General features: G+C 72.1%; 15 protein-coding genes. 13 read left to right on the top strand and 2 right to left on the bottom strand.

The window, feature by feature from the left end:
• Positions 1-147 precede the first annotated feature (147 nt).
• Positions 148-948: a helix-turn-helix domain-containing protein gene (locus IW245_RS36150; protein ID WP_197007579.1), complete on the bottom strand. Its 801-nt coding sequence runs from the start codon at positions 946-948 to the stop codon at positions 148-150.
• 397 nt (positions 949-1,345) lie between these two features.
• On the opposite strand from IW245_RS36150, the gene IW245_RS36155 reads away from it, so the two are divergent.
• The 12 genes from IW245_RS36155 to IW245_RS36210 all read left to right on the top strand — a co-directional run bounded on the left by IW245_RS36155 (position 1,346) and on the right by IW245_RS36210 (position 9,992).
• Positions 1,346-1,579 (top strand): LexA family protein, encoded by a 234-nt coding sequence (locus IW245_RS36155; RefSeq protein WP_197007580.1) that lies wholly within the window; start codon positions 1,346-1,348, stop codon positions 1,577-1,579.
• Complete coding sequence (locus tag IW245_RS36160; RefSeq protein ID WP_197007187.1) at positions 1,576-1,899, top strand: hypothetical protein; 324 nt, start codon at positions 1,576-1,578, stop codon at positions 1,897-1,899. Before IW245_RS36155 ends, IW245_RS36160 begins: the two co-directional genes overlap by 4 nt.
• Positions 1,896-2,627 (top strand): PD-(D/E)XK nuclease family protein, encoded by a 732-nt coding sequence (locus IW245_RS36165; RefSeq protein ID WP_197007188.1) that lies wholly within the window; start codon positions 1,896-1,898, stop codon positions 2,625-2,627. Before IW245_RS36160 ends, IW245_RS36165 begins: the two co-directional genes overlap by 4 nt.
• Positions 2,628-2,690: 63 nt before the next feature.
• Positions 2,691-3,227 carry a hypothetical protein gene (locus tag IW245_RS36170; RefSeq protein WP_197007189.1) on the top strand — a complete coding sequence of 179 codons (537 nt, stop codon included), beginning with the start codon at positions 2,691-2,693 and terminating at the stop codon, positions 3,225-3,227.
• A 17-nt stretch (positions 3,228-3,244) separates the two neighbouring features.
• Positions 3,245-4,210 (top strand): DNA cytosine methyltransferase, encoded by a 966-nt coding sequence (locus IW245_RS36175; RefSeq protein WP_197007190.1) that lies wholly within the window; start codon positions 3,245-3,247, stop codon positions 4,208-4,210.
• Positions 4,189-6,822, top strand: coding sequence for a phage/plasmid primase, P4 family (locus IW245_RS36180; RefSeq protein ID WP_197007191.1), 2,634 nt, complete (start codon positions 4,189-4,191; stop codon positions 6,820-6,822). The genes IW245_RS36175 and IW245_RS36180 overlap by 22 nt, the downstream gene beginning before the upstream one ends.
• Before the next feature lie 273 nt (positions 6,823-7,095).
• Positions 7,096-7,620 carry a hypothetical protein gene (locus IW245_RS36185; protein ID WP_197007192.1) on the top strand — a complete coding sequence of 175 codons (525 nt, stop codon included), beginning with the start codon at positions 7,096-7,098 and terminating at the stop codon, positions 7,618-7,620.
• 13 nt (positions 7,621-7,633) lie between these two features.
• Positions 7,634-8,071 (top strand): RusA family crossover junction endodeoxyribonuclease, encoded by a 438-nt coding sequence (locus IW245_RS36190; protein ID WP_197007193.1) that lies wholly within the window; start codon positions 7,634-7,636, stop codon positions 8,069-8,071.
• Entirely contained in the window at positions 8,068-8,748 is a 681-nt protein-coding gene (locus IW245_RS36195) for a hypothetical protein (RefSeq protein ID WP_197007581.1), read from the top strand. Before IW245_RS36190 ends, IW245_RS36195 begins: the two co-directional genes overlap by 4 nt.
• Positions 8,745-8,930, top strand: coding sequence for a hypothetical protein (locus IW245_RS36200; protein WP_197007195.1), 186 nt, complete (start codon positions 8,745-8,747; stop codon positions 8,928-8,930). The genes IW245_RS36195 and IW245_RS36200 overlap by 4 nt, the downstream gene beginning before the upstream one ends.
• 207 nt (positions 8,931-9,137) lie before the next feature.
• Positions 9,138-9,644, top strand: coding sequence for an XF1762 family protein (locus tag IW245_RS36205; protein WP_197007582.1), 507 nt, complete (start codon positions 9,138-9,140; stop codon positions 9,642-9,644).
• Positions 9,645-9,647: 3 nt separating this feature from the next.
• Positions 9,648-9,992, top strand: a complete 345-nt coding sequence (locus tag IW245_RS36210) for an HNH endonuclease signature motif containing protein (RefSeq protein WP_197007583.1) — start codon at positions 9,648-9,650, stop codon at positions 9,990-9,992.
• Between the two features lie 102 nt (positions 9,993-10,094).
• Here IW245_RS36210 and IW245_RS36215 read toward each other — a convergent pair whose 3' ends face one another.
• Positions 10,095-10,460, bottom strand: coding sequence for an HNH endonuclease (locus IW245_RS36215; RefSeq protein ID WP_197007584.1), 366 nt, complete (start codon positions 10,458-10,460; stop codon positions 10,095-10,097).
• Positions 10,461-10,948: 488 nt separating this feature from the next.
• On the opposite strand from IW245_RS36215, the gene IW245_RS36220 reads away from it, so the two are divergent.
• Complete coding sequence (locus IW245_RS36220) at positions 10,949-11,404, top strand: phage terminase small subunit (protein WP_197007585.1); 456 nt, start codon at positions 10,949-10,951, stop codon at positions 11,402-11,404.
• The last annotated feature ends 18 nt before the right edge of the window (positions 11,405-11,422 follow it).

Genomic DNA, 11,422 nt, shown 5'->3' on the forward strand with positions numbered 1-11,422 from the left:
GCATACGGGACCGCCCCCAGCTTGGCGAAGATTCGCAGGAACGACCCACCCGCAACGGTCGTTGCACACGCAATCTTCACGCTGAACGGAAGATCAATCCGTTCGGCTGAGGGCGGTACATGTTCACATGCTCGACAAACGGACGCACTATGGTTTACCTAGTCGGTCCAGTATGGATCGGACGTTATCGGGCGCCTTGTGTGTTGGTGTCCCGTACGTGAGTGACAGCGCCGCGCGCACCGCCGCCCGGATCGCCTCGCGGCTCGGCTCGGGCAGTTCGTCGACCTCGGGCGGTAGTCGCCGGGCCCACTCCGATTGCGGACCCTCGTACACGGGAAAGCCCAGACTTGCCGCCGTGGCGAGGACGATCTCACGGGGGGCCACGTCGAGTGCGCGGGCGAGGCCCTTGATCGTGGCGACCCGGGGAAACTCCGAGTTCTCGCCCTTGGCGAGTCGGTGCACTGTCGTCGGCGAGTTGACCCCGACCTCGCGGGCGATCTCGGCGAGCGTCCGCCCGGCTCTGAGGGTGGCGATCAGCGCCGCGAGCGTCGGCGGCGGGTGCGCGCCGTAGGGCGGGGGGGCTGGTTCATACCGCGCGACGCCCAGCCCGACCGCGACAAGCTCCCAGGCCAGATCGAGGATGGCGCCGAGCAGCGCGTCGGGTATCTCGTCGACCTCGGGCGGCAACTCTGCGGCGAGTGTGCGCCAGGGCGTCTCGGCGAGCCCCATGTCGATGCCGACCCCCTGCGCCGTGGCGCGCACCGCGCCGAGCTGGGTGACGCCGAGCGCGTCGGCGAGCGCCCGAATGGTGGCAGGGAGCGGGAACTCAGTGTTCTCGCCGTCGCGGAGCTTGCGCAGCCCCTTCACGTCTCCGCCGAGCGTCGCCGTCAGTGCCTCCGGGGAGTGGCGCTGTTGATACTCGGCGATCAGCTCGGCCAGGGTCAGCATTCATGCGCCCAGGTCAGCATGGGTCTGTGTCCTTCCGTATGTACGGGTCGCTCTCCCGCACCGCTCTTTCTACACCGCCGCCCCTAGTCCACAGTGAGCCGCGTCTCGAACGGTCGCACTAAGCCTTTCAGTTTGAATCGTTAACAGGTGATCTTAAAGTGTTGACCATCGGGGCGCCCGAACGTAGGTTCGAGGAAGCCGCCAGGGCGCCTGACCTTTGAGAACTCCACAGCGTTGCATCATCAGCCCGCCTCGCCAGCGGGCCGCCCTCGCCCGACTTCAGGTCGGCAGCCCGGTCGCGCCGGGCCGAGGCGCGCGAAGCGGTGGGCGAGTTGAACCGTGTCCGCCGTTTTCAATTTAAACCTGATCGTTACAACTTCAAAGTGGAGGGGCTCACGTGATCGAGCTACTCACCGACACCCGCCGCGAGGTGCTCGCCACCATCGCCGGGTACACCCGATCGCACGGGTACCCGCCGAGCCTGCGCGAGGTCGCCGCCTCGACCGGCCTGTCGACGACCACCACCGACTACCACCTCCGGCGCCTGGCCAACGGCGGATACGTCCGCCGCGACTACGGCCGGTCCCGGTCGCTGGTGCTCACCGACCTCGGTACGGCGGTGGCGCTGTGACCGACTACCGACTCAAGCCCGAGCCCGTCGCGCTCGACGACCTGGCCGCGACGGTCGAGGCGTACCGCAAGTTCAGGGCCGAGGCCGACCGCTGGGCCGACGCCGCCGCCGAGCTGCGGCGCGTGATCGAGGCCCGGCTCGCCGACTCCGATGTCGGCACCGTCGCCGGCCGCCCGGTTGTGCGCCACACGAGCTACGTCGAGCGCCGGGTCGACATGGCCAAGCTGCGGCTACTGAGTCCGGCGGCACTGGTCGAGCAGTGCACCAACGTCACCGAACGCCGCCGGTTCTCCCTCGTCGAGGGCGAGGCGATCGAGTGAGCCTGTTCTCCCCACCTGCCGGGGCCGACCCGCTCGGCTCGACGATCCAGGGGGTTGTGCGTGCCGCCTCCGCCGGGGCACCCCGGTCGCGGCAACGCCGCATCGGCCCGAGCAGCGCCGGGCACCCGTGCGCGCGCCGGGTCGGGTACGAGCTGGCGGGCACCGAACATGTGAACGCCGGCTCGGACCCCTGGCCCGCGATCGTCGGCACCGCCGTACACGCCTGGCTCGCCGACGCGTTCGCCCGGCACAACCGCGAGCTTGACCGTGAGCGCTGGCTGATCGAGCAGCGCGTCGCCGTCACCCCGACCATGAGCGGCACCGTCGATCTGTTCGACACCCAGACGGGCACCGTGATCGATCACAAGGTGTTGGGCGCCGACTCGCTCAAGTCCATCAAGCGCGACGGGCCGGGCGACCAGTACCGCACACAGATCCACCTGTACGCCTACGGGCTGGCCCGCGCCGGGCACGAGGTGCGCCGGGTCGCCCTGGCCTGCTACCCCCGGTCCGGGTGGCTCGACGGACTGCACGTGTGGAGCGAGCCGTACGACGACGCACTCGCCGCCGACGCGCTCGCCCGCCTGGCCGGGGTCGCCGAGCTGTCCCGGCTGCTTGACCCCGCGAGCCTCCCGGCTGAACCCGGGCCGACGTGCACATGGTGCCCGTTCTGGCGTCCCGGCAGCACGCCGGACGCGACCGGATGCCCCGGAGCATCCGCACCGTAGCCCACCGCCCGACCGTCCATTCGGGGCGGAACAACTGAACAACAACTCAATAGGGGAAACACCATGTCTTTCGCTGCACCCGCCGCCAGCGGCGGCGACAAGCTCGCCGAGCGCGACGTACTCGGCCACCTGCTGATCGTGCGCCCGGTCGAGTACGTCGAGCAGATCACCACCGCTTTCGGGGACAAGGACGCCGTGCGCGTGTCCGTCGTCGACCTGGACGCCACCGACCCGGACACCGGGCAGCCCGGCCACCGGTTCGACGACGTGCTCTGGTTCGGCGGGCGCCTGGTCGGCAGCCTCAAGCGCCAGCTTGGCGACACGATCCTCGGGCGCATGGCTCAGGGGACCCTCAAGCCCGGCGCCACCGGCAAGCCGCCCTACGAGCTGTCCGACGCCACCTCAGACCCGTCCGCGGTCGCCCGCGCCGAGGCGTGGATCGCGGCGAACCCCCGGTTCACCGCACCCGCCAGCACCAGCCCGGCACCGGCCCCGGCGGCGAGCGCCGCACCGGCCCCGGCCGCCGTGCCCGAGGCGCTGCTCGCCCAGCTCGGCCCGGGGCAGCGGGCGCTGTACGAGAAGCTCGCCGCCCAGGGCTAGCCGTGCCGCTGCATCACGTGAGCCTGTTCGCGGGCGTCGGCGGGTTCGATCTCGCCGCCGCCCGCGCGGGGCTGACCCCGGCGCTCGCTGTGGAGATCGACCCCGCCGCCCGGGGCGTGCTCGCCGACCGGCTGCCGTCCCTTCCCTTGCTGTCCGACGTGCGTGAGGTATCCGCCCGTGACCTGGCAACAGCCGTCCCTGATCCCGCCGACTGCTTTCTCACCGCCGGGTGGCCCTGCCAAGACCTGTCCACCGCAGGCAACCGCGCCGGACTCGACGGCGAGCGGTCCGGACTGTTCTTCGAGCTGCTGCGCATCCTCGACGGGCTGCGCCCCGGCTGGTTCCTGCTGGAGAACGTCCCCGGGCTGCTCACCAGCAACGCCGGGCGGGACATGGGCACCGTCGTCGGGTCGCTGGCCGACCTCGGGTACCGCCTGGCCTGGCGGGTACTCGACGCTCAAGGTTTCGGAGTTCCCCAGCGACGCCGCCGCCTGTACTTTCTCGGCCATCGCGGCGCGGGAGATCCCGCCGCAGTACTACTTGAGCCCGAAAGCGGCGGCGGGCGCGCTGCGCCGTATCGACCGCCGGGGCCGCCGACTGCCGCCGGACCTGCGCGACGCGCTGGCCCTGCTCGCAGCGACACCGAACCCGTGATCGTCGGCCCCTTGCAGACCAGCCGCAGCCCGCGCGGTCACGGAACGGCCGGAGTCAATGACCAGTACGTGTTAGCCGGTCACGTGCGCGTGGCCGGTCCCGCCGCCGTCCGCCGCCTGGTGCCCGTCGAGTACGAGCGCCTACAGGGCTTCCCGGACGGATGGACCGCCACCAGCTACGGCAACCCCCAGGGGGACGTGCCGCGCTTCACCCAGCTCGGCAACGCCGCGCCCGTGCCCGTCGCCGAGTGGATCACGCGGCGGCTGGTCGCACACCACAACTCAACAACAGGAAGGAGTGACCCGCCTTGTTCGACCGCGAAGAGGTAGAGAACTGGCTCGCGCTGCTACACGGCGACTCCCCGGGGCTGGTGCACCTCTGCGGCACCGACGCATGGGCCGGACGCACCTTCACCCCCGACCGGCTCGCCGACGCCGCCGACTACGCCGCCCAGCTCGACGCCGAGGGCCGCGCCGGAATCTACGTCCGGATGACCACCGTCACCCGCGCCCCGAACCGGGGCGAGCGCGGTGGGGCGAACCTGTCGGCCAGCCTGCCGGCGCTGTGGGCCGACCTGGATATCGCCGGCCCCGGCCACAAGGTGGCGCCCGGGTCGCTGCCGCTGCCGCCGACCGAGACCGCCGCCCGCCAGATCATCACCACATCAGGACTCCCCGACCCGACACTGTGGATTCACTCCGGCGGCGGGCTGTACCCGATCTGGTACCTCAGCGCGGCGCACGTCATCGACGGCGACCTCGACGAGCTGGGCGCGCTGTCCGCCAAGTGGCAACACATCATCGGGGCTGCCGCTGCCCGCCTCGGCTGGCATTACGGCACCGGGGTCGGGGACCTCGCCCGGGTGCTGCGCGTGCCGGGCACCGTCAACCGCAAGACGAACGACCCGCGCCCGTGCCGGATCGTCGAGGCCGAGGGCAGCGCGTTCACCCTCGCCGAGCTGCTCGACGCTGCCGCCGCGATCGAGCTGCCCGCCCCGGTCGCGGTCGCCGTCGCCCCCACCGCGCCCCGCGCCCGCGACCTCGCCTCGCGGTTCCGGGCACCGGGCGGCGGGCTCGGCCCGTTCGACGCGCTCGCCGAACACGCCACGTGGGGCGACATCCTCAGCCCGCTCGGCTGGTCCCTTGTGGGACACGAGCGCGACGGCGCCGAGCTGTGGCGCCGGCCCGACGCCACCTCGGCATACTCCGCCCGCGCCAACCACGCCGGCACCCCGACGCTCGTCGTTCACAGCGACGCCGCCGGGCTCCCGTCCGGCCCGGGGCAGCGCCTCACGATGGGCCGAGTCTGGGCGCACCTGCACCACCGGGGTGACGAGCAGGCCGCAGCCCGCGACCTGGCCGCCGCCGCTGCCGGCACCGCCGGGGCGTCGGCCGCCGCGCTCTCGCTGCCGGGCACGGTCCTCGCCGCTGTCCGGGGCACCCGGGGCGCACGCATCCCGGCACCCCGCGCCAGCCCCGAGCAGCCGACCCCGAGGGCGGCCCCCTCGACCGAAGCGGCACCCGCCGCGCCGGTCGAGCGCCGCCTCGCCCTGGTCGACGGCACCGCCGCCCGTGCGCTGCCTGCGCCCGACCCCGAGCCGGTCGCGTCCGGGGCGCTGCCCGTCAGCTTCACCGACGACGGAAACGCCCTCCTGCTCGCCGACACCATCGGGGCCACCACCCGGTACGTGCCCGAGCGCGGCAAGTGGTTGGTGTGGGACGGCGGGCGCTGGGCGTGGGACGACGCCGGGACGGTCATCGAGCGCGCCCGGGTCATGGTCCGGGCGCTGCCCGCAGACGACGACGCCGCCCGCAAGCACCGCACGCGGTCGCTGTCGAGGGCGGGTATCGACGCGATGATCGCCCTTGCCCGCACCGACCGGCGGCTCGTCGCCCCGGCGGCGCTGCTCGACGGCGACCCGTTCGCGCTGTGCACCCCGGGCGGGGTGGTCGACCTGCGCACCGGAAACACGCGGCCCGCCAACCCGGCCGAGCTGCACACCCGGTCCACGCTGGTCACCGCCGATGCCGGGCACCCGGTCGAGCGTTGGTCGCGGTTCCTCGCCGACACGTTCGGGGACGACCCGGACCTCGCCGGGTACGTACAACGCATGGTCGGGTACGCCGCGACGGGCCGCGTGGCCTATCACGTGCTGCCGTTCCTGTTCGGTGCGGGCGGCAACGGAAAGTCGGTGTTCCTCGACGTGGTGCGCCGGCTGCTCGGCGACTACGCCGGGTCGGCCCCGGCTAACTTCCTGATGGCCGGCGCCCAGCAGCACGAAACCGAGGTCGCCCGCCTCGCGGGGCTGCGGTTCGTGATCTGCTCCGAGGTCAACCAATCCGACCGGTTCGACGAGGCGCGCATCAAGCTGCTTACTGGCGGCGACGCCCTGACGGCCCGGTTCCTGCACCGTGATCACTTCACGTTCGAGCCGTCGCACACCCTGTTTCTGATGGGCAACCACCAGCCGAGCGTGCGGTCGGGCGGCGTGAGCTTCTGGCGCCGGTTGCGGCTCATCCCGTTCACGAAGGTCGTGCCCGAGGAACGCCGCGAGGAAGGTCTCGCCGACCGCCTGGTCGACACCGAGGGGCCCGGCATCCTCGCGTGGATCGTCGCCGGGGCAGTCGACGCCCTCGCCGGGGGGCTGCGCGACCCCGACAGCGTGAAGGCCGCCACCGACGACTACGCCGCCGAAGAGGACTCGCTCGCCCGGTTCGTGGACGACCGGTTGCACATCGGGGGCGGCGACCTGGTGCGCACCGCCACCGCCGAGGTCCGCCAGGCGTACGAAGCCTGGTGCGCCGAGGAGGGTGAGCGCGCCATCTCGTCGCAGATGTTCGGCCGCGAGCTGCGGTCGCGCTACGGGGTGACCGTCGCCCGGTCGCACGGTCGGCGCTTCTACACCGCCGTCACGCTGCTCGACGGGGTGCCCGATGCGTAGCCCGGATGCGGCACCGGAACGGGCACCCGAACGGGCACCCGGGCCGCACGGCACCGGGACAGGCCGCCGCCGGGTGCCCGATACCCCCTCGCGGGTGCCCGTCTGGTGCCCGATTTTCGAGGCGACGGGCACCCGCCTTTCCCCAGCTCATCCATAGCGGGTGCCCGATGGTGCCTGAGTTTCAGCGGTATTGGTTCTCACACGCACACATAAGAGAGAACAACCCCCGCCGCGACCGTCACCATCGGGCACCCCCGACCCACGGGGTTCGCCATGTCCGATCACATGATCACCACCCAGGTACTACCCGGCCCGTGCCGCCGCTGCCGCTCCCTGGTCCTCACCGGGGTCGCCGAGGGCGTGCCCGTCAACGCCGACGCGCAGCCCCTCGACCGCGACGGGGTGTTCGCCGCCCTGCTCGGCGGGCGCTCGACCTACGTGCTCCAGCGCGGCGAGCTGGTGCGCCTCGACGCCACCCGTGCCGGGCTCACCGGCCCGGTAGTGGCGGATCACCGATGCGGGGAACCGCTCCCGGCCCCGCCGCCCGCACCGCCGCCGAGGGCTGCCCCTCCGGCCGCGGTTCCGTACATCTCCCGCAACGCGAACCGGGTACGCGAGCACCTGCTCGCCCACGGCCCGGACCTCACCACCGGGGTCGCGGTCCGGCTGGGGCTGTCCGTCGAGACGGCCGAGAACTTGCTACGCCGCCTGGTCGCCGCCGGGCAGGCCGAGCGCATCGCGGGCGTGATCCCCGCTCCATGGCGCGCTGTCGCCGCCGAACTCATCCCGCCGTACTAAGGAGGCACACCCCTTGTCCGAACTCATTGCCTCGTTCTACGCCTACGGCGACCCCGCCCCGCAAGGCAGCCTCAAGCACGTCGGCGGCGGGCGCCTGGTCGACTCGTCGCGCCGACTCCGGCCGTGGCGCCAGCTCGTCACCGCCGCCGCCCGCGAGGCGCTGCGGGTGTCCGGGCAGACCGAGCCCCACCTCGGGCCGGTGCAAGTCCTGGCCGTGCTCACGGTGCCCAAGCCCAAGAGCGCCCCCAAGCGCATCCAGACATGGCCGAGCAAGCGCCCCGACGTCGACAAGCTCGCCCGCGCCATCCTCGACGCCCTCACCGACGCCGGGGTGTGGCACGACGACGCCCAGGTCGTCGAGTTGACGGCCGTGAAGGTCTACCCCGACGAGCACCCGCTCGCGCTGCCGACGACCGGCGCCTACATCCAGATTTGGAGCGTGACCGAGTGAAGACCCTCCCCGCCGTGCTGTGCTGCTCGCCGCGCTGCGCCCGAACCGAGGACAAGGCCGCGCTTGACCCGCGCCCGGCCGCCCCGGGCTACGTCCTGTGCTGGACGTGCCGCGACCGCGCCGAGGAATACCTCACCAGCCTCGCCAGGCTGTACCTGGACTGTGAGGCCGCGATGATCCGGGCGACGGGGCTGCACGACAAGGTGTCGGGCACGTCGTCGCCGGGGCTGCCGCTCAACCTGGTCGCCGCCGAGGCCCGCTCGCGCATCGTCGCGGTGCTCGCGGAGTGGGCCGGCATGGTGGTCGACGAGCGGGGGATCGACGCACCGAAGCGGGAAGCCGGCGCCCTGGTCGACTTCCTGCTCGGTCAACTCCGGTGGCTGGGCGCGCACCCCGCCGCCGGGGACCTGTGCGACGAGCTGGCCGACCTGGTGCACGCCGCCGACCGCGCCGCCTATCCCAGCCCGCCCCGGCGGACCCAGCTCGGGCGGCGCTGCCTGTTCACCGAGTGCGGCGGCGTGCTGGTCGGGGTGGTGCACGTCGACCGCCCGGAACGGTCCCGCATCGAGTGCGACCTCGACCCGGCCGCGCACCGCTGGGCACGTGATCAGTGGATGGCGGTACGCCGCGCCGCGAAGGTCACCCCCGTCGCCCGCCCGGTCGGGATGGCGGCGTGAGCCGGGTCGCGGCGCTGACCGCCGCCGACGTCTCCGCGCTGTCCGGGCGCCCGCTGGGCACGATCTACCGCCTCGCGTCCGAGCAGCGCTGGCGGCGCCACCGCGAGGCGGGCAAGGTGTTCTACCTGCTAGAAGACGTCGAACACCTGCTCGTAACGACCCCCACAGCCAAGATCCATTGACCATCTGACCTGGACCGAAGAGGATAGATACCAGGTTGGTGCACTGCACCCGAGAGAGCCCCGAGCCGATGCGGCCGGGGCTTCTTTCGTCCCGCCGCCCCGTCGGGCGCACCCGGCCACAACAACCCACACCGATGCCGGCCGACGAGTCGCGCCCCGCCGGGGCGGCGGTTGAACCCCGAACACATACCCCCGGGAGGTGCCGCCGTGTCGCACGCCCACGAGGCCGCCATCCCGCTGCACGTCGTGCCCCTGGACCTGGCCGCAGCGAACCGCATGGTGGCTACCCTGCACCGCCACCACCCCAAGGTGGCCAGCCACCGCTACAGCATCGGCGTCATCGACGACCAGGGCGTCATCCGGGGCGCGGCCATCCTCAGCCGACCGGCCGCGCGCATGACCGACTGGCACACCGTCGTTGAGGTGTCCCGCCTCGTCACCGACGGCACCCCGAACGCCTGCTCGATGCTCTACGGCGCCGCAGCCCGCGCCGCCAAGGCCCTCGGTTTCCGCAGGGTGCAGACGTTCATCCTGGACACCGAACCCGGCACTACGCTGCGGGCCGCCGGCTGGGTGCTCGACGGCGTCTCGCCGGGCGGTTCCTGGGCCAGCCCCAGCCGCCCGGCCCGCGACCTGCACCCGACCGGCCCCAAACAGCGCTGGGTCAAGGACGTGAATCCCGTCCGACCGCGCCGGGCCGACCTCGACGGGTAGCCCGTGCCGCGCGCCGCGAAAACGTGCTCGACCCGCGACTGTCCGAACATCACCCGCGCCGGTCGGTGCGCCGACTGCCGCCGCGCCGCCGAGGCCGCCCGGGGCAGCGCCCGGGAACGCGGTTACGACGCCCGGTGGGACCGCACCCGCGCGGCCTTCCTCGCCCGCCGCCCACGGTGTGCACGCCTCGGCTGCACCCGAACGGCGACCGATGTGGACCACCGCGACGGGCTCGGCCCGCTCGGTCCCCGAGGCCACGACCCGGCCAACCTCCGGCCGCTGTGCCACGAGCATCATTCGCAGCGCACCGCCCGCGACCAGCCCGGCGGGTGGAACCGTCGCGTGTGACCGTCCGTCACCGTGGCACCCCAGGGGAGAACCCCCTTATGTCCGGTTTGGGGGACCGCCGGGGAGGGGGATTTTGTTCTGTACGCAACCCAGGGTTTCCCTCTACCGGAGATGATTGCGCAGGCGGAACCAGGTTCCGCACCGCGCGCCCTTGGCGTTGTTGCAGGGCTGACACGCACGCATGAGGTTGTACCAAACGTCCCGCCCTCCCTTGGCGATCGGGAAGACGTGATCCGTGTGTTCAGCAGTTGCACCGCAGTAGCCGCACGGGTCGTTCCTGATTGCCCGCCGGTAGTCCGTGGCCAACGCCCGATCCATGGCGTCCAGCCCCACTCCGGCACGCTTCCGGCGACGGTTGAAGCTTGCCTGGGCTACCTCGGGATTGTTGCGGTTGTACTGGCGTTTGTACTCGCTCAGGTACTCCCTGTTGGCCTGGTTGTACTCCCGGTTGTAGTGGGGCTTGCACATAGCTCCGGAGTAGGCAACCGCTCCACAGTCACAGCGACCCGGCGGCGGCTTGGGTACGTCGAGACCCGGGATGCGCGGATCGTCATATCGCCACCAGTGAATGTAGTGCTTCCAGCACCAACCCCTTGAGTGCTGCGGACCGGCGCACCCGGACAGTGTGCATTCTCGGGTTCGCACGGGTTCGTACGGCTCTAGCGTTCCCCTGTGGAACATCCGCCAGTAGTGCGGGGTGCACAGCCCATTAGCGTGAACCGGGCCGTCGCATCCGTCAGCGGTGCATGAGGTAGGCCGCGTCAAGGGCTTGACCAGGCCGCGTTTCCGGTGCCACTCGTAGTGCTTGCGGCAGTAACCCCGGGTCTGATTCGGTCGGGGGCAGTCGTCAACGCAACAAATGCCTGTATTCGGCCTGGACATGGTGGCACTGTACGGGGCGTCACTGACAAAACCGCCAGGCGGCCTCATGATTCACGATGGGTGGGGTGGTGACCATGCCCGCCCTCCCGAAGCGCAACCCCGCACGGCGGAACCGCTCCGCGACGGCGGCCACCCTCAGCGCCGTGCACGACGTCGCCGCGCCCGAGCTGCCTGCCGGCCGTGCCTGGCACGAGCAGACGGTCGCGTGGTGGGCCGACATCTGGGCGTCGCCCATGGCCCCCGAGTTCGACCCGTCGGACCTGCACGGGCTGCTGGCGCTGGCCGCGCTCGTCGATGACTTCTGGAACGCCGACACCGCCCGGGAACGCGCCGCCCTCGCAGGCGAAATCCGGTTGCAGCGGCAGTGTTTCGGCCTCTCGCCGATCGACCGGCGGCGGCTGCAATGGGAGATCGAGCGCACCGACGAGGCCGTCGACAAGGGCCGCCGCCGCCGTGCCGCCGACCCCGTTCCGTCCCCGCCGCCTGGCCCGGACGACGACCCCCGGGCGTTGCTGCACGCCGTGACCTAGCCGGCTGGGGGTGCGCAC

The sequence above is a fragment of the Longispora fulva genome (assembly GCF_015751905.1).
Classification (GTDB): Bacteria; Actinomycetota; Actinomycetes; order Mycobacteriales; family Micromonosporaceae; genus Longispora; species Longispora fulva.

What these genes read in the sequence shown, in the direction of transcription:
- IW245_RS36150 (WP_197007579.1), bottom strand. Translation starts at nt 948, where the DNA reads ATGCTGACCCTGGCCGAGCTGATCGCCGAGTATCAACAGCGCCACTCC.
- IW245_RS36170 (WP_197007189.1), top strand. Translation starts at nt 2,691, where the DNA reads ATGTCTTTCGCTGCACCCGCCGCCAGCGGCGGCGACAAGCTCGCCGAG.
- IW245_RS36185 (WP_197007192.1), top strand. Translation starts at nt 7,096, where the DNA reads ATGTCCGATCACATGATCACCACCCAGGTACTACCCGGCCCGTGCCGC.
- IW245_RS36215 (WP_197007584.1), bottom strand. Translation starts at nt 10,460, where the DNA reads ATGTGCAAGCCCCACTACAACCGGGAGTACAACCAGGCCAACAGGGAG.
- IW245_RS36220 (WP_197007585.1), top strand. Translation starts at nt 10,949, where the DNA reads ATGCCCGCCCTCCCGAAGCGCAACCCCGCACGGCGGAACCGCTCCGCG.